25 protein-coding genes are annotated in these 23,185 nt (G+C 48.0%); 12 read left to right on the forward strand and 13 right to left on the reverse strand.

Going from position 1 to position 23,185, the window contains the following annotated elements:
- Positions 1-42 precede the first annotated feature (42 nt).
- From GWK09_RS12340 to GWK09_RS12370, 7 genes are all read left to right on the forward strand, one after another.
- Positions 43-960: an EamA family transporter gene (locus GWK09_RS12340; RefSeq protein ID WP_163693769.1), complete on the forward strand. Its 918-nt coding sequence runs from the start codon at positions 43-45 to the stop codon at positions 958-960.
- A gap of 94 nt (positions 961-1,054) precedes the next feature.
- Positions 1,055-1,792, forward strand: a complete 738-nt coding sequence (locus tag GWK09_RS12345) for a hypothetical protein (RefSeq protein ID WP_163693770.1) — start codon at positions 1,055-1,057, stop codon at positions 1,790-1,792.
- 158 nt (positions 1,793-1,950) lie between these two features.
- Entirely contained in the window at positions 1,951-3,153 is a 1,203-nt protein-coding gene (locus tag GWK09_RS12350; protein ID WP_163693771.1) for a PQQ-dependent sugar dehydrogenase, read from the forward strand.
- Between the two features lie 101 nt (positions 3,154-3,254).
- A complete protein-coding gene (locus GWK09_RS12355) occupies positions 3,255-3,887 on the forward strand; it encodes a GntR family transcriptional regulator (protein WP_163693772.1) in 633 nt (210 codons plus the stop codon).
- Entirely contained in the window at positions 3,868-4,833 is a 966-nt protein-coding gene (locus GWK09_RS12360) for a TolB-like translocation protein (RefSeq protein ID WP_163693773.1), read from the forward strand. Before GWK09_RS12355 ends, GWK09_RS12360 begins: the two co-directional genes overlap by 20 nt.
- Positions 4,830-5,276, forward strand: coding sequence for a toxin-antitoxin system YwqK family antitoxin (locus GWK09_RS12365; protein ID WP_163693774.1), 447 nt, complete (start codon positions 4,830-4,832; stop codon positions 5,274-5,276). The genes GWK09_RS12360 and GWK09_RS12365 overlap by 4 nt, the downstream gene beginning before the upstream one ends.
- Before the next feature lie 184 nt (positions 5,277-5,460).
- Positions 5,461-5,970 (forward strand): DUF7486 family protein, encoded by a 510-nt coding sequence (locus GWK09_RS12370; protein ID WP_163693775.1) that lies wholly within the window; start codon positions 5,461-5,463, stop codon positions 5,968-5,970.
- Between the two features lie 467 nt (positions 5,971-6,437).
- On the opposite strand, the gene GWK09_RS12375 is transcribed toward GWK09_RS12370, so the two are convergent.
- Together GWK09_RS12375 and GWK09_RS12380 are read right to left on the reverse strand one after the other, a co-directional pair.
- Complete coding sequence (locus GWK09_RS12375; RefSeq protein ID WP_163693776.1) at positions 6,438-6,779, reverse strand: SdpI family protein; 342 nt, start codon at positions 6,777-6,779, stop codon at positions 6,438-6,440.
- The gene (locus GWK09_RS12380; RefSeq protein ID WP_163693777.1) at positions 6,772-7,179 is read right to left on the reverse strand and encodes a hypothetical protein; all 408 of its coding nucleotides are present in this window, start codon (positions 7,177-7,179) and stop codon (positions 6,772-6,774) included. Before GWK09_RS12380 ends, GWK09_RS12375 begins: the two co-directional genes overlap by 8 nt.
- A 196-nt stretch (positions 7,180-7,375) precedes the next feature.
- On the opposite strand from GWK09_RS12380, the gene GWK09_RS12385 reads away from it, so the two are divergent.
- The gene (locus GWK09_RS12385; protein WP_163693778.1) at positions 7,376-7,636 is read left to right on the forward strand and encodes a hypothetical protein; all 261 of its coding nucleotides are present in this window, start codon (positions 7,376-7,378) and stop codon (positions 7,634-7,636) included.
- Between the two features lie 9 nt (positions 7,637-7,645).
- Here the strand turns inward: GWK09_RS12385 and GWK09_RS12390 are convergent, their stop codons facing one another.
- The 4 genes from GWK09_RS12390 to GWK09_RS12405 form a co-directional block, all read right to left on the reverse strand.
- On the reverse strand, positions 7,646-8,998 hold the full coding sequence (locus tag GWK09_RS12390) for a transglutaminase-like domain-containing protein (RefSeq protein ID WP_163693779.1): 1,353 nt from the start codon (positions 8,996-8,998) through the stop codon (positions 7,646-7,648).
- Between the two features lie 96 nt (positions 8,999-9,094).
- Positions 9,095-10,774, reverse strand: coding sequence for a tetratricopeptide repeat protein (locus tag GWK09_RS12395; RefSeq protein WP_163693780.1), 1,680 nt, complete (start codon positions 10,772-10,774; stop codon positions 9,095-9,097).
- Positions 10,775-10,844: 70 nt separating this feature from the next.
- Positions 10,845-13,160, reverse strand: coding sequence for an FdhF/YdeP family oxidoreductase (locus GWK09_RS12400; RefSeq protein ID WP_163693781.1), 2,316 nt, complete (start codon positions 13,158-13,160; stop codon positions 10,845-10,847).
- 9 nt (positions 13,161-13,169) lie between these two features.
- On the reverse strand, positions 13,170-13,547 hold the full coding sequence (locus GWK09_RS12405) for a DUF7009 family protein (RefSeq protein ID WP_163693782.1): 378 nt from the start codon (positions 13,545-13,547) through the stop codon (positions 13,170-13,172).
- 114 nt (positions 13,548-13,661) lie between these two features.
- Here GWK09_RS12405 and GWK09_RS12410 point away from each other — a divergent pair, with 114 nt between their 5' ends.
- From GWK09_RS12410 to GWK09_RS12420, 4 genes are all read left to right on the forward strand, one after another.
- Positions 13,662-14,600 (forward strand): DUF6268 family outer membrane beta-barrel protein, encoded by a 939-nt coding sequence (locus GWK09_RS12410; RefSeq protein ID WP_163693783.1) that lies wholly within the window; start codon positions 13,662-13,664, stop codon positions 14,598-14,600.
- A gap of 9 nt (positions 14,601-14,609) precedes the next feature.
- Positions 14,610-14,747 (forward strand): hypothetical protein, encoded by a 138-nt coding sequence (locus GWK09_RS14975; protein WP_204260446.1) that lies wholly within the window; start codon positions 14,610-14,612, stop codon positions 14,745-14,747.
- A 34-nt stretch (positions 14,748-14,781) separates the two neighbouring features.
- Positions 14,782-15,984, forward strand: coding sequence for a multidrug effflux MFS transporter (locus GWK09_RS12415; protein ID WP_163693784.1), 1,203 nt, complete (start codon positions 14,782-14,784; stop codon positions 15,982-15,984).
- A gap of 69 nt (positions 15,985-16,053) precedes the next feature.
- Entirely contained in the window at positions 16,054-17,016 is a 963-nt protein-coding gene (locus GWK09_RS12420; protein WP_163693785.1) for a TerC family protein, read from the forward strand.
- Positions 17,017-17,469: 453 nt separating this feature from the next.
- Here the strand turns inward: GWK09_RS12420 and GWK09_RS12425 are convergent, their stop codons facing one another.
- The 7 genes from GWK09_RS12425 to GWK09_RS12455 are packed head-to-tail and all read right to left on the reverse strand — an operon-like array spanning position 17,470 to position 23,177.
- Complete coding sequence (locus GWK09_RS12425) at positions 17,470-17,718, reverse strand: acyl carrier protein (RefSeq protein WP_163693786.1); 249 nt, start codon at positions 17,716-17,718, stop codon at positions 17,470-17,472.
- Between the two features lie 3 nt (positions 17,719-17,721).
- Positions 17,722-18,996, reverse strand: coding sequence for a beta-ketoacyl-[acyl-carrier-protein] synthase family protein (locus GWK09_RS12430; RefSeq protein ID WP_163693787.1), 1,275 nt, complete (start codon positions 18,994-18,996; stop codon positions 17,722-17,724).
- Positions 18,989-19,444, reverse strand: a complete 456-nt coding sequence (locus tag GWK09_RS12435) for a 3-hydroxyacyl-ACP dehydratase FabZ family protein (RefSeq protein WP_163693788.1) — start codon at positions 19,442-19,444, stop codon at positions 18,989-18,991. The genes GWK09_RS12430 and GWK09_RS12435 overlap by 8 nt, the downstream gene beginning before the upstream one ends.
- Positions 19,441-20,232 (reverse strand): SDR family oxidoreductase, encoded by a 792-nt coding sequence (locus GWK09_RS12440; RefSeq protein WP_163693789.1) that lies wholly within the window; start codon positions 20,230-20,232, stop codon positions 19,441-19,443. The genes GWK09_RS12435 and GWK09_RS12440 overlap by 4 nt, the downstream gene beginning before the upstream one ends.
- Before the next feature lie 58 nt (positions 20,233-20,290).
- Positions 20,291-21,346: a type III polyketide synthase gene (locus GWK09_RS12445; protein ID WP_163693790.1), complete on the reverse strand. Its 1,056-nt coding sequence runs from the start codon at positions 21,344-21,346 to the stop codon at positions 20,291-20,293.
- The gene (locus GWK09_RS12450) at positions 21,343-22,065 is read right to left on the reverse strand and encodes a methyltransferase domain-containing protein (RefSeq protein ID WP_163693791.1); all 723 of its coding nucleotides are present in this window, start codon (positions 22,063-22,065) and stop codon (positions 21,343-21,345) included. The genes GWK09_RS12445 and GWK09_RS12450 overlap by 4 nt, the downstream gene beginning before the upstream one ends.
- A complete protein-coding gene (locus GWK09_RS12455) occupies positions 22,062-23,177 on the reverse strand; it encodes an NAD(P)/FAD-dependent oxidoreductase (protein ID WP_204260447.1) in 1,116 nt (371 codons plus the stop codon). The genes GWK09_RS12450 and GWK09_RS12455 overlap by 4 nt, the downstream gene beginning before the upstream one ends.
- Positions 23,178-23,185: the final 8 nt, after the last annotated feature.

Raw genomic sequence — 23,185 nt, forward strand, 5'->3', positions numbered from 1 at the left:
AGTTAAAAAATATTACTATTGCAGGCTGTTGAGGACCCGTCTATGGAAAACAAAAAGCAAGTCCCCCTTATCTTTGCCGCCTTTTTTGCCATCTACGTGATATGGGGTTCTACCTACCTCCTCAACAAGATCGCAGTGGCAGAATTGCCCCCCTTTCTGCTGGCCGGGATCCGATTTGTCTCGGCAGGTATCCTTATCTTCCTGATCGCTGCCCTGATGGGAAAATCCCTGAAGATTACCAAAAAACAGCTTGGGAATAGCATCCTCGCCGGCTTTTTGTTCCTCAGTTTCGGGAACGGGGTAGTGGTCTGGGCCCTGAAATACGTCGACAGCAATTTTGCCGCCCTGGAGATCTCCGCCCAACCTTTGATTGTGCTCCTGATGATGTGGATATTTCAGGGAAAGCGCATACAACCCATGTCGATGGTCGGCGTAGTCCTCGGGGTAATAGGGATCTATCTGCTGATCAACCAGGATATTGTGATCGAACAGGAGAACGCCTGGCTGGGCATTGTCCTTATCTTCCTGGCCATGCTGGCCTGGGGGTATGGCAGCCTGTTTGTGCAGGGGGCGGAATTTCCTTCAAATTACTTTGTCAGTACGGGATACCAGATGTTTACAGGTGGGATCATGCTAGGGATCATTAGTATTGCCTTCGGGGAACCCTGGAGCAATCCTGTTAACTGGCAACCCATTACCCACTGGGCCATGTTGCTCTTGATCCTGTTCGGTAGCATTGTGGCCTTTACATCCTTTAATTTTCTTCTCAAACACATATCGCCCGAGAAGGTTTCTACCAATACGTATGTGAATCCCATTGTCGCTATGATACTGGGCGCCTACTTTTTGAACGAGTCTATCACCACCCAATCCATTGTGGCGGCCTGTATCCTGCTTACCGGGGTCTATTTTATCAATACGAGCAAAAAGGGAATTCTGCTTTCGCGTTTCCGCAAATAGGCCTGTTGAGGGTTTTTCTACTAATTGCCTGACTGACAATATTTAAGATAATGGTTCGTTCTACTCTTGTTGTGAACCAAACAGATTATTTATTATGACAAAATACCGAGCTATCCTGGGGCTATTGTTTTTCTTTATCGCTGTGGCCACCTTTGCACAGGGCAATTTTCACAAAGGCGTTCTGCACCTTAACAAAGGGAAGGCCAAAGAGGTTTATATCGAGATCGATTTTGAGTTTCCCCAGCGCTTCCAGCAAGGCATTACCTATATGGAGCCCAAGGACTTCGATAAGTATATGAAAACCGGGAAGATGAAAGGAAAAATGAAACAAAAGATGGAACCCAAACATTTTGAAGGTTTCAGCCTCGAAGACGGACGGGAGTTTAAAACCGTTTGGTATGCCGACCTCACAGGAAAGGCTATCAAGATGATCCCGAAGCGCATGACCCTGGAACAGGTAGCCGAAGGTCCGATCAATGTGTACAAGTTGTATAGCCGGACCACCGGGAAGATCAACCAGGAGCTGGCCGACGTATTCTTTGAGGACAGGGCGAATCTGGTCAACTATATACAGGACAATTTTCAGCTCCTCGTCCTGAAAGACAAGAAGAACCCTACGAACGTGGTCCAGATCAACCTGCTAAACTATATAGGGGACAATCCCAGGGTAAAGGAGAATTACGACAACAATCAGTACGGCCTGAGAAACCAATTTTCAGATGGCTTTAAAATGGGCAAGTATGTGAACAAAGAATTTGAAGCAGCTTTTCTGAGGATGATCGATGACTACAACCAGGAATCGACAACCGATTCTGAAGCCCGTTCCAGATAGGTCCTATTTGCTATAAATCTTTAAAAGATCCTGTTCTTGCCGGACAGGATCTTTTTTTTGATACCTCCAGGAATTGTATTTTTTTTAAGATTTGACCTTCCGGATCTTGCGGATTGTTTGCTATGTTTGACGGTCCAAACAAAAAGAAAGTATTCCTTATGAAGATTCGATCCTTCTCTGTCGTTTTTAGCCTGATCTCTTTCGTTTTATTGTTCCTCTTCTCGTGTGGGGAAGAAAGACAGAAGGATGCTGTTGCTGAGGAAGTCGTGCAATACGACGAGGCGCCATCCAACCTTCCCCTGGATCGGCTTAAATTTCCACAAGGATTTAAGATCGAAGTGTATGCCGACAGTATAGATGGGGCACGGTCCATGGCGATGGGAGAGGGGGGAACCCTCTTTGTGGGGACCCGAAATGACAAGACGGTATATGCCATACAGGACCTGGACAAGGATTTTAAGGCAGACCATGTAACCATCCTGGATTCTACCTTGTCCGTACCCAACGGGATCGCATTTCGAAATGGGTCACTTTATGTTGCGGAGGTAGGCCGACTCCTGAGGTATGACAGCATAGAAACCCGATTGGGAAATCCGCCCAATCCCGTGGTCGTATACGATGATTATCCCAAAGCCTTCCACCACGGGTGGAAATACATCGCTTTTGGCCCGGATGACAAGCTCTACGTGCCGGTTGGGGCTCCCTGCAATATTTGTGACTCTACATCCGTGGATGCCCGCTATGCCACCATTACCAGGATGGATCCCGATGGGAGTAACCGGGAGATCTACGCCCAGGGAGTCAGGAATACCGTTGGGTTCACCTGGCATCCCAAGACCGGCGAGATGTTCTTCACAGACAATGGCCGCGATTTGATGGGGGATGACATCCCGCCCTGCGAACTCAACCGCGTCACGGAGGCGGGTCAGCATTTCGGATATCCTTTTTGTCATGGGGGAACGATCAGCGATCCGGAATTCGGTGGCCTGAGACCCTGTTCGGACTTTGTAGCCCCGGTACAGCCCCTGGGTGCCCATGTGGCCCCTCTGGCCGTCAAATTCAGCCCGGGTACCATGTTCCCCAGGGAATACGACAACGTAGCACTCATCGCGGAGCACGGCTCCTGGAACCGGTCTAAGAAATCGGGTTACCGGATCTCCATGGTAAAACTGGATGAGAACCAGCAAGCAACCAGCTACGAAACATTTATCGAAGGCTGGTTGGATGAAGCCACTCAGGAGCAGTTCGGTCGACCCGTAGATCTGTTGTTTCTCGAAGACGGTTCCCTGTTGATCTCCGATGATTACGGGGATGCCATATACAGGGTAACCTATGATGGTATGGGGACGTTGATCGAGTAATCCCAAGATTTTTCTTCTACCAGACTCCCATAAAAAGTATAATACCAAACTTTAACATATATTATTATCATATATCGTATACGATATAGTATATTAGCGGTATGATAGAAAAGATCAATTTCAGGGACCAGGTAAGGAATATCCTCCTGGACCGGATGAAATCGGGGGAACTTTCTGCCGGGGATGCCATTTCCCTGGCTCGATTATCCAGGGAACTGGATGTAAGTGTTACGCCGATACGCGAAGCGCTTACCCAGCTTCAACAATCGGGCATCATTGAAGCCATCCCCAACAGGGGGTTCATCATTCCTGAGATCCATCCTTCTGATGTGAGGGAGGTATATGAACTTGTGGCACATCTGGAATGCCTGGCCCTTGAGAACGGTCAGTTCAGCCCCGGTTTGCTGGAGCAGCTTAAAAAGCAACAAGTCGTTTTTAAGGATACCAGGACTGCCATGGACAGGATCAATGCCGATATGCATTTTCATGAGCTGCTTGCGTCTGCCTATAAGAACACTACCGCCCAACGCATCCTGGAAGACCTTAAGATACGGATCTTCTTTTACGAAAAGGGGTTTATGGATGCCCATGGTTTTTACGAGCATTCCTCGGATCACCACGACCAGATCATCCATTGCCTGGAACAAAAAAACATTCACGAAGCCTGCAGGATCCTGAAAGAGAACTGGCTGCAGATCTTACAATACGCACCCTATGAGAACACATCTTCTTAGCAGCCTCGCCCTGGTGGGGTTGCTATCCTGTGATAACGGGAAATCTGACAAATCCTCTAGCGATCATATCAGCAAGGTTGCCGTAACCACACCGCTTGAATTCATGCCGGGACTGATCTCTACGGAACATGCAGAATTCGACCTGATCTTTACCCAGGATAACAAAACCGTCTATTTTACAAGGCGTGTAGGGGAGGAGAAACAGCGGATCTACTCCTCTACGTATGCGGACGATGGATGGAGCATGCCCGAGATTGTATCTTTCTCCACAGACCGGGATGAATATCCCAACCTGACCCCAGATGGGAAGACCCTGTATTTCGGCAGTGAACGCCCCATACCTGGCCGACCAAATCTGGGAAACTTTGACACCAATGTCTGGAAGACCACGCTTGTAAACGGGTCCTGGACCACACCGGTACCCCTGGACAGCACCATCAACAAGGTGCAAGCCGAGGGAGAAACCTGGCCTCTGCAAAATGAAAACCACTTTAATACCGCAGACGGGGAGACCTTCTATCTCTGTACTATGAGGCGAGGGGAGGAGGGGCTCGACCTCTACCATACTACCCTTAAAAACGGATCTTTCTCCGAGCCGGAGAAACTTCCCGCCACTATAAACGGGGAAGACAGCTGGGAATACGCCCCCAAACTCTCCCCGGCTGGAATGTATCTTTTCTTTCAGGTATACGGGAGGGAAGACGGGTTGGGAGGAGATGACATATTTGTATCTAAAAAGGACACAGAGGGGAACTGGCTCCCTTCAAAAAATCTGGGGCCCCTGGTGAACAGTGCCGGAAACGAAACGCCTTTTGGCATGACCTCAGACGGAAAATTTTTCTTTTTCGGCCAGCTCTCTCCTGAGGAGGTGGCCAGGGAAGGGACAGGAAAGATTTATTTTGTAAGTACCTCCTCATTAAACCTTGAAAATCTTTTCTCTCAATGAAAAAAATAGTCTTTTTAAGCGCGGCAGTGATCTGTGGCCTTGCTGAAGTTACTGCCCAGATCGACACCCTGAACAGGGAAATGGTCTCCATGAGTGCAACCTATCAAAAACCCTATACTGTGGGTGGGGTGTATTACAAACAAAAGGACACAGTACCTTTTACTGGGGTTTTGTACGGAAAGTACCCCAACGGAAAGTACCTGTCTATACAGGAATATAAGAACGGGATCGGGAATGGTACCTGGGTGAATTATTACGAGAACGGCAACCTGAAGGAAATAGGAACCTACAGGGACAACCGTGTAGAAGGACCCATCCGGCAATACCATGAGAATGGAAAACTCAAGGCCGAGGGAATGTATGCCCACTGGAGACGGAAAGTAGGGCTGTGGAAATTCTACGATCTTCAGGGAAAACTGCTGAGAACAATAACTTATCCCTGATAGGCACCAAGCAGGTAGGATACTGATCTTTGTCATAGTTTACCCAACGGTCTCAGGTTAATTTTAAAGCATAATATTCCTATTTGCTTTATATATGAGACTTACATATGCTACAAGAACATTCGCTGTATCAGCGCTTGTTCTATTTGTGTCTGCTTTCACGGGAAGCGCGCAGGACCCTGTAATGTTGAAACCGGCAGCAGAGGACAAAGAAGAACCGGTCAAGGAGATCTTCTGGGAGATCAAGGCCTATAAGATCTTTGAGACCCTCCTGGATGTAAAGGCGATCGACAAGGATGGCAACAGGCACGACATCAGGGCTATACAGAATTCGGATGACGTCAATATTCTGGACGTAAAGGCCTTTATCCATGGGGAGCGCTTACCGGTGAAATTGATCATTAAGAACAACGAGCGGTATTATCCACTAAAGGCTATAGATTCGGAGGGAAATCTGATCGATATCAAAGCCATTACTACAGATGGAAAGATCCTGCCTGTAAAAGGGGTAAGCAAGACCGGGAACGTGGTCCATCTCAGAGCTATCGCCGAAGACCAGAGTTTTTATGATATCATCGCCATGTCACCCGATACGAAGTTCAATCACGTCAAAGGCATAAAGATGACAGATAGCCCCGTGGAGGCTATCATTAATGGGGTATCTATCTTTGCCCATGTGAAATCCATCAAATGATCAGAGGGTGGGAGTTCGGATGGTCTTATTTATATTATTTGACATAATATAAATTATAGAACAATTAGTATTATGTAAATACGGCGTATACAACGTATTTGATATAATTGCAGATATGAACTCCGCGAGAGCGGATCATATCGTTCGCGATTATGTCAAAGCCGTTTTACCGGAACACTTGTTTTACTTAAAAGTCATACTAGTTTTACTATATAAAATAAAAACATTCAAGAAGAAATGTGCAGTATTCACTAATACCTTTAAACTAATAAATCGCGATGAGTAAAATATGCTTTAACGTGCCCGTTGTTTTGTCTAAATAGCTTTGCCATTTGGACGTTTCACGCCCTAACACAAAGCCGAGGCCAATCGCTCTTTGTGTCTGCCACAAATTCACGCCCTAGCCAGCCAGCATTTCTTCACACCTTCTAATAACAAAAGAAATGAATTAACTTAGTCTATACTTTTTAAGCCTCTTCCTTTTTAAGAGATTTTTCTGTTGTGTAAATTGGAATAAAAATTGCAAAAATCCATAAAACACAACCAACAATAATTGCAATTTTCTCATCCCAAATTATAAAAGAAATTCCTTGTAATAATATCGTATAGATACTATATTTTAGCAATTCTTTAGGATAAATACGATTTGCAATATCCCAATTTTTTTTACTCTTAAGGGATGATTTAGTCCTATACCCATAAAAGAAGTTTATGTTCTTTGGGGGATAATACGTCAAAAGCAATGGCAATGCTATAATTAAAAGAGCCAAGAATATATTAGTGGCCAACAAAGCATGATAATCACTCATGACAAGAGAATTTAAGATTAAAATTTTTATGTTTCGGTATATAATATAAAATTATCGCTCCTAGCATTGAAAAGAAAAAACTAAAAAGACCGTGAAAAAAAATAATCAAAAAGTGAAAAGAGAAGCCCATTAATAAAAAAAGCAACCAATTCCATTTATTTGACCGAATAAAAATCCAACCAAAAAATAATATTTCTAAAAATAAAGCACCCCAAGTTAGAAGCATTACAACTAACTTCATAGCCAACAAATCCCTTACGGCAGATATAAAAGAAGTATTGACCCCAAAAATATTATGTGTTGCCCAGTAATAAACTGCCGTGCCATTTCTCCATTCTTCAACACCAAATTTAGCAATTGCTGAGTGAAAGTAAACAACACAAATTTGGATTGAAATCATTGCGTAAAATGACCATACAAGTAGTTTAACCTTGGGCCTTATGTTTTGGTTGTGTAACCGCCTATTATCCCGAAAATTACCTCCATTTTTGCGCATTACCCCTCCCCTTGCTCCTTCCCTAATGCATGAAACTACATCCTGAAGAAAAATGTGGTATCTTTAAGGGACTTTTTAGAAAACACAAAAATCAGTTGCCATGATACGAACACTCAACATCCTAAGATCGCTAACCTTAGTGCTTACCCTGTTTGCCTTCCTGACTGCCGGAACACTGACTTCCTGCAGGGATACCAAGAAAAAGGAAGAGACCGAACAGGCTGAGGCAGAACACCCTGAAGGAGAAGAACATCCTACAGAAGAAGCAGATGAACACCCAGCTGGTGAAGAACACCCCTCCGGTGACGAGCATCCAACCGGGGAAGAACATCCTACAAAAAAGGATAGCGTAGGGAACTAATCGTTTCTTTTAGTTGTCTGGATCTGCGCTTCTCTGGAAGGAGAAAAACGTTTTCGGAAAGGCGGGTGTATTTCCTATTTCCATGACCGGATAAGCCATAAAATTGATGGAACCGCCCGAAGGGCCAGGATCCAGCACCAGGTCGCGTCCCTTTGTAAACTCAACCCTGTTGGCCGGGTGACGGCCAAAGTAATAGGTAGCCAGGGCGGTATACTTATTGGCTTCGCTGATATCCACGGGCCACCATTTGCCTTCTGCATAGAATTCTGCCCAGCAATGGTACCCATCTATCCCTCCTTCATTTCTATCTGACGGAATACCGGCTCCAACCGCAAACCTGGCAGGGATGCCGGCCGAACGGGCCAGGGAAATAAACAAAGAGTGGAACTCCGTACAGTTGCCCGTTAAGGCATCACAGGCGTAATTTGCATCCCCCGTCCCATAGGTCCCCGCCTTGATGTATTTCATATTGTCAATAATATAATCGTATAAAGCCCGGGCCTTCATGATCTCACCCTCTGCTCCGCGCACCCCGATAATGGAATCGGCCAGCACCTGAAAACGATCCCCTACCGGCATCAGCAGACTGGGGTTCAGATAGTCGGCCACAAAAGAATCATCCTCATAGGGGTTCTTCTCCTTTCGCACCACGTTGTATTCCAGTACGATCTTCTCCCCGCTTTCCGCCGGTGTCAGGGCCATAAAAGCCACCTTGTTCCCGTATGTTGATTCCTTCGCGTACTGATACACTACAGGAGCGTTAATCTTAACATTACCAATGGTTTGCCATGTATCTGATTGTGGGATCGGGATCCAGATCTTTGCATTCTCTGTTATTTCAGGTAAGGTCACCTCATACCTGAATTGAAATCGGTCCTCCCCTTCTATGATCCCGAGCAGATCGTTGGATGCGGTTTCCAATGGGAGGCGATACCAGGTCTTATCCTTGCGTTGCTTCCAGGTATAAAAGGGTTTGCCATTGAGCTTGTGGAGGGTGGTCTCGGTGACCTGCATATTGCCCGGATCGCCTTCCAGAAAGAAATCCACGTCATAGACATCCCCACTTACATCGGCCAGATCCACACAGGCAAAATGCCGCCTGGGGCCTAAGTTGGACAAATATTCCGTATGTACCCTAACCAGTTGGAGGCGTAATTCCTCTTCCTCGGTCTGCAAATGAAAGTACCCTCCCCCCTCTTCTACTTTTTGGGCGATGTTGGCCTTAATGCCTTCCTCTATATCGGCCGTAACCACCAAAGGAACATCCATGGAGGCCAGATCGCTGTCCTTTTCTTTATTATCTGATTTGCATCCTATAGACAAGGTGAGTATCAGAAACATCAGGGCTTTGAAATAGTTCATGGGCTCGTGGAATTTTCGCACCTGTGAAAATACAATAAATCCACAGTTTCCCCAAGTGCTGATAAGCATCCCCTGAGAGGTCAGTTCATATCGTAATCAATCCTTTTTCGTGGGTTTAACCATTTCTTCGAGCATGGCACGTGCGTTCTCCCCTACCGGGCCAGCCGGATCCAGGGAAATTGCCTTGGAATAAAACTCCCGGGCTTTTTCGAGGTTCCCGGACTTCCAGTTGGCTTCCGCCAGGCTGTCCCAGGCATTGGCAGATTCCGGGAAAAGTGTAGTATTAAGCTGGAAGACATAAATAGCTTCCTGGAAAGATTCCTGCCCCAACAGGTTATAGCCTGCCTGGTTAAACTCCCTTTCAAAATCAAAAAAGGCATACACAGGATCTTTGAGCATTCTCTGAGCTTCAGGCAAGATCTTCTCGGCCTGTCCGCTGGTAAATAATTCAGTAAAGTATCCCATAGGATCTGTAATAAAAGTATCCCCTTTGAAGGAAAGCACGGCTTCCAGGGCCGGGTCCTGGTTAGTACGGTACTGCTCAAAGGTGAGTCCGGTGGCGATCTGGGGATACAGGGCCGGTTTGTTCTCCCACTGGGGTTTGTCCTGCCACCAGGCAAAAGACAGATATGCCTTCAGCTGGGTATTGGGAAGTATCACCGGTTGGTTATCCCCATAGAAGTTGATATTTTCAGCGGTTGGCTCCCCCACGAAGATAGCATTGGTGTAGTTGTGCAGTTCATTGACCAGGTTCTGGCAGGCCGAGAAGGTCCGCCTACCAAGGATCACAAAGAATTTGCCGGGCTGGTTGATCTTTTTGTTGGCGATCACCCCGGTGACCACAGGTTTGTTCTTGTAATTGTTCCCTCCTCCGTTAAGCCTTACATCCAGGATCATCTTATCCACTTCATTCCGATCGATAAAGTCGAACACCTCCTTGTAAAACTCGGGTATGGACTGGAGGGAATCATCCTGTATCTGGCTTTGGCGTACATAGACAGCTTTTTGTTCAGGCAGGTATTCGTAATAATAGATTTTGTCGAGGTTCTTAAGATAGAGAGGGGTGGCACTCTGATCGCGTGATTCGAGCCAGTCACCATCCGGAACGACCATGCCGTATTGCCGTGGAAAGCGCTTCATGGGGACTGCCCTGATCTCCTGTTTAATTTGTTTTCCATCTTTTTCAATGGTGACCTTTACGGTGGTGTTCATTTCTTTAAGGACTCCCTGGGCGTGCAGGAATTCAGGAAAGGTCAGGTAATGTATGCCGTAGGCCTTTACAAACTGGTCATTTTCAGCCGGGACCACGGGCCGCATTCGTTTCAAAACTTCCTCTATGGGCATATCCTCTATGGCGAGTAGGCGGGTGCCAAGTGCCCCGGCATAGTCCTTATGGACCCCCTGCAGGTAGACGCCGTCATCAAAATGATACAGGACAATTGGTAGCTGATGGATGGGGATCACATTCTCCCAGTATCCCAGTACCGTATGTCCGTATTCGAAGGAAGCCACCAGCCTGGTCAGACCCACCAACACTTCGTGATCTTCCAAATCAGGTATGGCTTCATAGAGGGCGGTTACTTCCTTGTCAAAATCGGCAGCAGTGGTCTTTTTAAACAGGAATGGATACGCTTCGTGCACGGTCTTTTGAAGGAACAAAAGGTCTTCCCTGTACTGCTCTGTCGTTATGCCCATTTGGGCAAATGAACCGAAGGCAGGGAGTAATAAAGCAAATACGAAAATGAGGTTCTTAAAAGAAACGGCAGGGATCTTCATCTGATCAATTCTTTAGGTTGTCTTAATCAATAAGATACAGGATCCTGCAAATTGTTACAGTTCAGCGCATCTAAATGTCCGTCCTTTTCTCTATCCGAACCCGGATCGACTTGCTGATGGGCGTGCGGCTCTTCTCGGCAAAGTGGTTATGAGGGACGAGTGGGTTGGTCTCAGGAAAATACGCGGCCAGGTTGCGAGAAGGAATGTCATAGGGCACGACTTTAAACTTGTAGGCCTTCCTGAGTATCCCGTCATATTCACTGGTCAGATCCACCACGTCCTCTTTTTTCAAACCGATCTCCTGCATGTCCCCCGGATTCATGAACAGGACCCTGCGCTCGTTGTAGATCCCGCGGTAACGGTCGTCCATCCCATAGACCGTGGTGTTGAACTGGTCGTGGGAACGGACGGTCATCAACATGAATTCATCCATTGCCAGGTGATGGTCCGGCAGGGGGTTAACCGTGATCTTTGCCCTGCCATTGGGTAATTTGCTGAAATCCCTTTCCCGGGCGTTGTTGGGGAGGTAGTATCCTGTACCCTTGGCCCTCTCCGAGGTTTTTTCGAACCCCTTGGCCACCAGGTCTATCTTTTCCCGTACCAGGCCGTAATCCTCTCCCATGGCTTTCCAATTGACTGGATGTCCTTCTCTAAAATAGGCATTGGCGATTCCCGCCACGATCTCGATCTCGCTTTTCAAAGAAGCGGAAGCCGGTTTCAGGACCCCTTTGGAGGCCCTCACCCTTCCCATGCTGTTCTCCGTGGTCACCTCCCGTTCTACCCCGTCCCTGACATCCTTTTCCGATCTGCCAAGTGTAGGCAGTATGAGGGCGGTTTTCCCGGTCACCAGATGGGTGCGGTTGAGTTTGGTGCTGACCTGCACCGTGAGTTCACAGTTCCTGATCGCTTCGGCCGTATAATCCGTATCCGACGCTGCCATAAGGAAGTTCCCGCCCAGGCACATAAAGACCTTAGCCTTTCCGTCATGCATGGCTTGCATAGCGCCGACGACATCCACTCCGGAATGGGCCGGAGGGGTAAAGCCAAGGTGTTTCTCTATCCGCTCATTCAACCCTTTATTCACATAATGCATGATCCCCACACTCCGGTCACCCTGCACGTTGCTGTGTCCGCGAACCGGACAGGTACCGCTGTTCGGTTTTCCAATAGCCCCTTTTAACAGCAGGAGGTTCACGTATTCTTTTATAGTGGCTACTGAATTCTTGTGTTGTGTAAGCCCCATGGCCCAGCATACGATGATCTTTTCTGCCCCGGCCAGATAGCTTACCACCTCGTCTATGGCCTCTTCTCCTACTCCGGTCTGCCCGATGAGTTCAGCCAGATCATACCGGTCCAGATCTTCCATCAACTCTGCGTACCCGTCTGTGTAATCGCGGATAAAGTCGTGGTCAAAGACATCACCGGTCTCTTTATCCAGGGCGGCCAGTTTTTTCATAATCGCCTTTACCAGCGGTATGTCCTGATTGATCATTACCGGCAGGTGCACATCGGCGAGTTGCGTGCCTCCACCCAGCATACCCTTGACCGACTGGGGATTCCTGAAATTGACGAGTCCGCTTTCAAGCAGGGGGTTGATGCTGACGATCTTTCCTCCGTGGGCCTTGCATTTTTCCAGGGCACTTAACATGCGGGGGTGATTGGTACCTGGGTTCTGTCCGGCGATAAGGATCACCTCGGCCTCATACAGGTCCTCCAGTTTTACAGAACCTTTCCCAATACCCAGTGTCTCGGAAAGGGCTACACCGCTCGACTCGTGACACATATTGGAACAGTCCGGCAAATTATTGGTTCCCAGAGCCCTTGCGAACATCCCGTACAGGAAAGCGGCCTCATTACTAGACCTCCCTGAGGTATAAAAAATGGCTTCATCCGGATGTCGGAGACTCATCAGATATTCCGCGATCAGATCGTAAGACTCTTCCCAGGTAACAGGCTCGTAATGGATACTGTTCTCGCGGAGTATCAACGGTTCTGTCAACCTTCCAAAGGCGTTGATCTGGTAATCCGTAAACCGGGACAATTCCTCCACGGAATATTTCCTGAAGAAATCGGCCCCAATATGGGAAGTAGTGGCCTCATCGGCCAGGGCCTTGGCCCCGTTCTCGCAGTATTCTGCTATGGGGGAAGGGTGTTCGGGATCGGGCCAGGCACAGCTGGGACAATCGAAACCATTTTTTTGGTTCATTTTAAAAAGAGCTGGTATGGATCGTAATACGCCCATTTCTTTAAAGCTGTGCTTTAAGGCCTGATACACACCCTGCGTACCCGCTGCAATGCGCACCGGTTCGCCTATCTTCAGCTCTGAAAATTCATCGGGCCCCCGGTGGGACACATTTCTCATGTTGGGTGTTTCCTGCTTTGACATTTACCGGATTTAGGTGAGACCTTCTTTTTGTAATTTGGGATTCGGATAATTATCGGACTGGTCCTCCAGGCGATGGTCGAGGCAAACAAAATCCTTTTCCAGTAAAAGATGAAGTGAAGACCGGTCACCGATGCGCTCCACCTCTTCGAAGCCAACGGTGTCGTTTTCCGCCCACCCTTCCAGCAGTCGATCACACACGTACAGGGTAATGGAATTATCTGCATAGCCTGCACTCATTCCGGAGGTGGGAGATTTTTTTACCGCATAGGTAAAGGAGTTCGACTTAAAATGGGTCTCTTCCCGATATTCACCTGAGTTACAGAGCGCTTCTACCTCTGATTTTGTGAGTCGGAAGCGGATGGAATCCCCTTTTATCCTGATCTTCATGACCGTACACTTTTAGTTTCATCCCAATTAGGGAGTATCCTAATTTACAACAAGTCTGGAAAACGTTTATTTTTATTTGCACCCCACTACTTCAAAAGAAGTATCTTGGCGCCGATGAAACGGATCAGCTTAAGCAGGTGCATCTCCCTCCTCTTCCTGGGGCTGGGATTTTGCCCCTACGCTTCTGCACAGGAATATCTAGACCTGGCCTCGTTTTCATACACCACTTCCTTCAATAGCAATGTGCTGGATGAAGACAGGGATACCTCCATTCAGGAATGGAGCCTGAATGTAGACCTCCCTTTAGTCCTCGATGAGGAAACAGCCCTAATTTTCGGTCTGGGAAGCAACAAGATCGATGTAGAGCTCATTCCCTCCCCCCAACCTGCGACGGAGCTTTATTCCATTAATTTAAGGCTGGGGATCAACCGGGTTTTCTCCGAGAAATGGACAGGCACCTTTCTCCTTATCCCCAAGGTGGCCTCCGATTTCACCAGTGGATTCCGTAAGGGAAACCAGATAGGGGCTGTCGCCCTGCTGTCCTTCAAAAAGCATGAGCGATTGAAATATTCCTACGGGTTTTACGTAAACAAAGAGGAGTTCGGCCTGCTGCTCGTACCCATTCTGGGGGTGTATTACAAAAGTCCGAACAACCGGTTTGAAGCCGATGTCTTTGCACCGGCACGGATCGACCTAAATTTTGGGCTTGGCCAACGCACCTCCGCAGGCCTCCGTTTTGACGGACTAGGTTCCTCCTTCAGCATACAGAACCCTGGATTCCAGGATCACTATGTGACCCGGGTTTCCAATGACTTGTACACCTACGCACAACTTGCCGTTACCCGGAATATTCTGCTGAGGGCGAAACTGGGATATGCTTTCTTTCGTAATTTTAAGGTGTATGAAAACGATGATAAGATAGGCCTGTCCCTGGTCGGGATCTTCTTTGGAGACAATAGGGAGATCCTCAACCAGGATATACGTGACAGTTTCCAGTTCAAGATGGAAATGGTTTACCGTTTTCATTTTAAGTCGAACAAACAGCAACCATAATCCATATCTATGAAAAATCTCATTCGAGCCATTCTCGCCGGTTACGGGGCTAAGAAGATCGGCGGTGGCCGCTGTGGCTGTATCGGTACGATCTTCGTTTTCCTCATCCTCTACTGGCTGCTGGGATATGTCTTCCAGGTATTCTGAGAGATAATCTGCCGGAAAGCCCTACTTTTGGCGGATGAAAATCCAAAGGAAGTCCCAACTGGAATTCGTGGGGCTCATGGCAGCCCTGATGTCCATTGCTGCCCTGGCACTGGATGCCTTATTGCCCGCTCTCGATATCATAGGGCAGGATATAGGAACGACAAGTCTTGCCCAGAACCAGTTGCTCATTACTCTGTTTTTCCTCGGACTTGGTGTGGGACCTCTGCTCTTTGGTCCCGTTTCGGACAGTGTGGGAAGGAAACCCGTGGTGTATGTAGGATTCGGACTCTTTGTCTTTGCGAGTTTTCTCTGTGTGTTCTCAGAAAATTTTGAGACCATGATCGCAGGGAGGATCCTCCAGGGAATTGCCTTATCCGCCCCAAGGACGATCAGCGTGGCCATGATACGCGACCGCTACAGTGGCGACCAGATGGCCAGGATCCTGTCTTTTGTGGTCGTGGTATTCATCCTTGTCCCCATCGTGGCCCCTACCTTAGGTAAATGGATCCTCGATTTAATGGGTTGGGAAGCAATTTTCCATGTCCAGGTCATTTTTGGGATCCTGGTGGCCATCTGGTTCTGGAAGCGGCAGCCTGAGACCCTGGTCCCGGAGAAGCGAAACTCCTTTCGATTTAATGTCTTCATTAAAGGATATAAGGAATTGCTGAATTACCGTCAGACCATGGTCTTTACCTTTATCTGGGGGTTCATCACAGGTTCATTCCTGGTTTACCTGAGCACGGCACAACAGGTGTTTGAAAACCAGTATCTCATGAAGGAGTCCTTTCCCTACATCTTCGCCTGTCTAGCCATCACTATTGGCACGGCTACCCTCCTCAATGGCACTCTCGTACTCCGATTCGGGATGCTACGCCTGGTAACGGTTGCCCTAGGGTTCTACATCCTTGTACCCCTGCTCTATCTCCTGCTTTTCTTTGGGGGCACTAATCCGGTCTGGTGGGTGGCACTAGGTTTTTTTGGCATGCAGTTCTTTGCGGTCGGTTTTGTATTCGGAAACCTCAGGGCCCTGGCCATGGAGCCTGTGGGCCATATTGCCGGGATTGGGTCGGCCATCACCGGATGCATAGCTACGGTCATGGCGGTGCCTATCAGTGCTTTTATAGGCAGTTTTGTCAAGGACTCCATCCAACCCATTTTTTTGGGTTTTCTGGTTTGCGGGACCATCGCCTATCTCCTACTGGGATATTTCCATCTCTCCAAAAGATTTGGAACATAGAGAAATTGGACCCCTTCTTTTGAAACAATCTTAACAGGATTCTTATCTTTGACTCCTAATGAAGTTGGAATGCTGATCTGGGTTGCATTTATCTCCCTAATTGTAGTCTTTTTAGCCATGGACCTCGGCGTTTTCAACAAGAGGGACCATGTCATTCGCAGTAAGGAAGCAAGCCTTTGGACCGCCCTCTGGGTAACTGTGGCCCTTAGCTTCAGTGGTGTTATCTACTGGTTGTTCTCCGAGGGTCTGATGGCAAATCCTACGGGGATGACCCCTAACAAAGCCGTACTGAACTATATCACCGGGTATCTCATAGAACTCTCACTGAGCATCGACAACGTCTTCGTGATCGCGGTCATCTTTTCGGCCTTTTCTATCCCGCCCATGTATCAGCATCGGGTCCTTTTCTGGGGGATCCTGGGGGCTATCATCTTCAGGGCATTGATGATCATCTTCGGGGTTGCTCTGATCAACCAGTTTGATTGGGCCATTTATGTCTTCGGAGTATTCCTGCTTTACACTGCCTTTAAAATGCTCAAGTCGGATTCCATTAAATTCGATCCTAAGCGTTCTCTGGTCTTCAAATACCTCAGAAAGATCTATCCCCTGACGAACCATATGAACGGTCGGCATTTCTTTATAAAGAGAATGGGGATTAAGGCCGCTACACCCCTCTTCGTGGCCCTGATCGTTATCGAATTGACGGATATCCTATTTGCCCTTGACAGTATTCCGGCCATTCTTGCTATTACTGCCGATCCTTTTATCGTTTTCAGCTCCAACATCATGGCCATCCTGGGTTTGAGGTCCATGTATTTTCTGGTTTCCAGGATGCTGTCCAAATTCCGTTTCATCAATTACAGCCTGGTGGTCATTCTGGGTTTTGTGGGTTTGAAAATGCTTGGCTCGGAATTCGTGCATGTAGAGGAATGGATATCCCTGCTGGTGATCGTAGTCTCCCTGGCATCCGGAATTATTACTTCCCTCTTAATTCCCGAAAAAATCAATACGGATCCACAGAGCCTGGACTAACCGTGTACACGGGCCTTGCCGATATACGTCAGGACCTCTCTTTCCAATCGAAGCATTTTTTGGAACTGGGTTTCGCACGAATCAAAATGTTGCTGCGCGCTTTCGCTGGATTCCCGGAAAGAATTTATCAGGGATGCATTTTCTTTCACGAGCCGATTTAAAGCGGTCCTTATCCTTTCCATTTGTTCATGGAGGATCTCAGTTTTCGGAACACATTGGTAGGAATTCAACTGTCGGGATAGTGCCATAAGATCCCGTTGCTGCCTTTCAAGGTAGTGCAGATGTAGTCTTGAAGGGTTTTCTCTGCCCTTTTTATAGGTGGTATCCGGGGCATTCATGACTTTTAGGACAAGTTAGATGACTCTACCCTATAAGATACGAAATTTTAACGGATTCGACACCTGCCGAAAAAGGAATTTTGGCGAAGAAAGGACTAGGACGCGCAGGAATCGGTTATTTCAGTTTCGATTCAATGATTTTCATGGCGTCACCAACGGTTTGCATCTCGTCCATGTCCTCGTTCTCCAGGGTGATATCAAAGGCGTCCTCCACATCCAGTACGATGTCCACGAGATTGGCTGAGTTTATGTTCAGCTCATTGATAAGGTGGCTTTCTGGTTTTATGGCTTCCAACCTGCTGTCCTCGGGAAGGTACGGCTTGATGATCTCTTGTAATTTTGTGTATCGCTCTTCTTTGGTCATGGTTCAGGGTTTGTATTCCTTAAAAATAATACAAGCATTCACATCCCCAAAACCAAAACTGGCCTTAGCGATCACTTTAGGAGCGTATTTCAGGGTCTCCTGTGGAATTTTTGTGCGGTGTATCTGCTGTAGGATATCGGGGTGTATGTCCTCACAATTGACATTTCCGAATACCATGCCTTCTGCAAATTGAAGGACGGTACCCACACATTCAATGGAACCTGCAGCTGCCAGGCAATGACCTACCGTGCTCTTAAAAGAATTTATATATGGAAAATCTCCTCCCTGGAGACCCAGGGCTTTACACCAGTTATCGATCTCCACAGGATCCTTAGCAGTGGCCGTCAAATGGCCATTGATACTGTCGATTTCCCCGGCTGCAATCCCACTGTGGTCCAGGGCTTCCCTGATACAGCGCTGCACTGCGATATCATTGGGTGCCGTCATGGTGCCTCCACTGCGCTGACCTCCGCAATTCACCGCACCTCCGAGGACCTCCGCATAAATGTGGGCCTTGCGTTCCTGGGCGCTCTCCAGGCTTTCCAGTACAAGGGCTCCTGCCCCGCTCCCCGGAACAAATCCCGCAGCGCTTTGGCTCATAGGTCGACTCCCTCGTTCGGGATCCTCATTAAAATTTCGGGGAAGGATTCTCATGGCGTCAAATCCTCCCCAGACGTATGGGCCGCTATCACTGCAACTCCCTGCCAGCATTCTTCTGGCCTTTCCGGAAGCGATTCGCTCATAAGCCATAAGTACACCCTCGGTCCCTGTAGTGCAAGCCGAGGAATTGGTGGTCACCTGATTCCCGAGCCCCAGTTTACCCCCCAGAAAAGCGCTAATGCCGCTGGCCATGGTCTGAATGACGGTAGTACTGCCCAGTCGCCTTGTATTCCCTTCGTCCACCAGGTGTATGGCCTCTCTGAACTTGTCTACCCCCAGGATCCCGGTACCAAAAATGATCCCGCTTTCCCAGTCGGTTTCTTCCGCCGAGGTCGCCTCCAATCCGGCATCCCTCCAGGCGTCCATCCCGGAGATCACCCCATAGACCAAGCCGCTTGAATTGAGTCCCCTTTGCTCTAAAGACGTGAAGTAATTATTTAAATAATTTGTTTCAACCGTTGGTTTGCCAGCAATTTGACAACCAAAATTTAATTTCTTAAGTTCTGATTGAAATGCGATGCCGCTCTTACCTTCCCTCAGGGAACGGGTAAAGGACCTCAGGTCAACTCCATTCGGAGCACATACGCCCAAGCCTGTAATGACCACACGCTTACTCATCGGATCCTGTTTTAAGCATCCCCGCGATCAGCCCCTTACAAATCAATTCGTCCTTCTCATTGAACATGGCAACCTTGCACTTTAATTTATTAAACCGAAAATAGACCTTTTCGGAATGCACCCTGACCCTTTCACCGGGAAAGACGGGTTTAAGGAATTCCATTTCCGTACTCGTCAGGGCGACCATCATTTTTTTCATGGTATGGGGGTCTCCATCTCTGCAAAGGAAGAGTCCGAGACACACCAGTCCGATCTGCGCGCAGCATTCTGTGAGGATAACACCCGGTGTTACCGGGTTCTCCTTAAAGTGGCCCTGATAGAACGGGAGATCCTTCTTAAAAACATAGGTGCCTTCACACCCCTCTTCGTCCATGCTCAGGATTTTATCCACGAAGAGGAAGGGATATGCATAGGGCAGCGCCTTCACTATTTCAGCGTATGAACTCATCTCAGGCTCTCCCCCCCATCGGCTTTAACAATACTCCCATTGATCCAATGCGCCTCTTCCCTGCAAAGCAAGGACACTACGTTAGCCACGTCTTCGGGGGTGGTGATCCTCCCGGACGGGTTTCTTTTGCGGGCCATTTCTTTGATCTTCTCGCTGTTGGGGATCATTCCAAAGGAGGTGGTTTCGGTCACCCCGGCCTGAATGCAGTTGGCTCTGATGCCCAGGGGGGCAAACTCAAGGGCTATGCTTCTGGTAAGGGCCTCAAGGGCCACCTTGGCCACAGAGACAGCAGCATATCCGGGCATGGCCCTGGTATTCCCTTCACTGGTAAAGGAGATCACCCGCATATCTTCATGTATAATCTTTTCGGAGACCAGGTTTTGTACCCATTCATAGAGGCTGAGGGCCATGGCTTTGAAAGTGATCTCAATATCTTCTGCACTCAATGCCTCCTGATCATTACTAACCATGGGTTTTAAGCTCCCTTTGGCAATACTGTGGACTAGCACCTTCACCTTGTCTCCCTCCTTAAAATTGGATTTGAGCTGTGCCAGAATTTCCTTTCTTTTTTCGGGATTGACCGCATCTGCATTGAAGGAACAGAAGGCGGGGGCTTTTTTTTCGACTTCCAGAAATCCCTTCTGGATCTCTTCGAGGTCCGCCCTTCTGTCGCGGTGCACGATACAAAGAGCGTATCCCTCTTCCGAGAGTCTCCGGGCTGTGGCAAGGCCTAAACCCCGGCTTCCTCCCAGAATAATAGCCCAGTTTCTTCCTTTAAAATGGCTCATATCCGCCTAATTGATTTACGGTCACAGTAAAGGTAGCACATATCTTCCTTTGTAAGGGTCACCATTGGATCAACACCCTCTGGGCGGAAAAACCAGGACCAAAACTCAGGATGAGTCCCTGCTCTCCTTTTGCAATATTTTTATCCATAAAGCGGTCCAACACATAGAGCACTGTGGCACTGCTCATATTTCCATAAAGCCTCAGGGTCTCACGGGTATCGTCTATATTCTTGCCCAGGGATCCGAAAAGGGATTCCACGGTCTCCACGATCTTCCTTCCCCCGGGATGAAAGACGAGGTGATCCACCTCAGTAATGGAGGTATCGTGTTTCCGCAGAAAGGGATGAATGATTTCAGGAAAGTGCTCGGTAATAGCTGTGGGCACTGAGGGATCCAGGATCATTTTTAACCCTGTATTCACCACGTCGAACCCCATGAGATGGGTGGCCTCATAGAAATGGTACATCTCTTCCCCTCGAATCACAGGCCCTGAGGCCTCTTCTTCGGAAGAAAGGAGGATACAGGCTGCCCCATCGCCAAAGATGGCTGCGCTTACCATATTTGCCATATTGAAATCATCCAGTTGAAAAGTGGCGGTCGGGCTCTCCACCGCAACCACGGCTGCCCTTTTATCGGGGTTGGATCTCAGAAACTGAGTGGCATAGATCATCCCGGAAACCCCGGCAGCACACCCCATTTCCGTTACAGGCAAACGGACCACATCCTGTTTCAACCCCAAATCGTTGATCAAATAGGCGTCTAAAGAAGGGATCATGATACCCGTGCAACTCACGGTGATGATATAATCCAGGCTTTTCGCCTCCCACCCTTGTTTATCGAGGGCTTTTTGCAATACGGCCTTCCCGAGTTTTTTTACCTCTCTGGCATAGATGTCGTTCTTATCTGAAAATGAAGTGGCCGTAAAGACCTCTTCAATATTCATGATCCCATACCGGCGGTCTACTCCTGCTGCTTCAAAGATCTTCAGTACTTTTCTTCTATACCTTTCTTCCTGTCCCGACAGCCACAATTCTACAAAAGGAAGGATCTCCTTCGTATCCCGATGATAGGGCGGTAATTCCTTGGCTACAGTTGTTATATGGATGTTGTTCATAGCAATGGTGGATTAATGTGGCTAAAGCACCACTCATATCTGAAGGCCCACCTCCACTGTATGTGATGCGTCATTCCCGGAAGATCACGGGATAGGGCGAGCAATTCTTTTTTCGTAAAGCCTTTTTTGATTGAGGTAAGACCATCCTGTCTGGCGATATCCGTCCTCATAAAAACATAGGAAAACATCCTAAACAAGACATGGGCTATCCTGTTTCGGTCCAGGTCGTTGATCACTGCGCCTGTTCGCGCCAGGACGGAAAACTTTCTGATCAATTGTGTGATCTCTTCCTCCCTGAAATGGTGAAGCGTAAGAGTGCAAAGAAGAAAATCACAACCGTCCTTTTCCGGGGAGAGGTTGAACACATCTTCCTGAACAAAAGTGGTGTTTTTCAGATCGGCATTCTTCTTCCTGGCCAGGGCTATAGACTCCCCGTTAAGGTCTATCCCCTTCAGGTTAGCCTTTACACCGGCCTTATTACAGAACAATGCCACTTCCCTGAGCAAGGATCCGTCTCCACATCCCACATCAAGGATCTCGTATTCCTTTAAAGGATCTTTATCCATTAGCCTTTTAAGGGCTTTTAAGGTGATCCTGTTCCCGCCCAACATATTATTGGCTGTATTGATGTCCTCCAGGATGGCTTTGATCTGATCCCGATTCAAATGGAGGTCATCCATTAGTTCTGCTTCCGTACTGCGCTTTTTATACCTGATCATATGGCTACCGGTTTTCCATGGGTTCTGCTGATGATCCTTTTCAGGGTACCCGGCGATCGGGATGCTATATTGAACAGAATGCCGGTGGCAGCGGAAGAGAGCAGAAGCCTCTGCAGGTACTGCCCGGCGCGGATACGCTGACCAAAGGTCTTATTCCACAGGCGACTATAATCTTTTTCCAGCCTTTTCCGGTCCGGCTTTTCTGCCCTCAATTGTCTGTTCAACAATTCCGAAGCGATCTTCGCACTGTGTATGGCCATTGCCATGCCATTCCCGCAAAGCGGATGAATGAGCCCTGCCGTATCCCCGCACATGATAATGTGCCCTTCCACAGGTTTTTTAGATGCAAAGGAGACCTGTGCGATAGTCAGGGGCCGATCGAATAGGATCTGAGACTCCTGCAGGAATTGGGCAAGTCGTGGATTTTTTGCCACAATGCTGTTGTTGAATTGATCGATGTCGCGAATTTTCTGGAAGCGGTCATAGGACACCAGATAACAGAAATTGACGGCCTTCGACTCTGTCATGGAGAGTCCGGCATAACCTCCCTCAAAACTATGAAGCCCTACCAGGTTCGGTGGGAAACCGGGATAGTGGTAATGCGCTTTAACTGCCAGCCAGGGTGACTTTGCATCCATGAAGGGGCGAGCCAGGTAGCGATCTATGCCCGACCTTTTTCCGTATGCCCCAAGCACATAAGGTGCGGAATACAATTCGCCTGTATGGGTTCCCACCGTAAATAGGTCTTTGTCAAAATCCACCGAAGTCACAGTACAGAATGAGAATTCCACTCCTGCAGAGAATGCCCGGAGATAGAGTGTGTGATCCAGCGTAAACCTGCTGATCCCTATAGCTCCCAGGGGCAATTCAATTTTCAGGGTGTGATCCTTTGGCGTGCTGAATTCGAGGGTGTCAATCTCGACCTCAGACGGGAGATCTATATCCAGAGAAGATAAGTAAGGCAAAACCTCTTTGGAGAGGTACTCTCCGCAAACCTTGTGATGTGGGTAACTTTCTTTTTCGAGCACGAGAACACTATGTCCCTCCTTCCTCAAATGAATGGAAGCCGTAAGGCCGGCCAGTCCTCCCCCGATACAAATCACGTCATACATAGCAATCG

Source organism: Muriicola jejuensis (genome assembly GCF_010671595.1).
Classification (GTDB): domain Bacteria; phylum Bacteroidota; class Bacteroidia; order Flavobacteriales; family Flavobacteriaceae; genus Muriicola; species Muriicola jejuensis.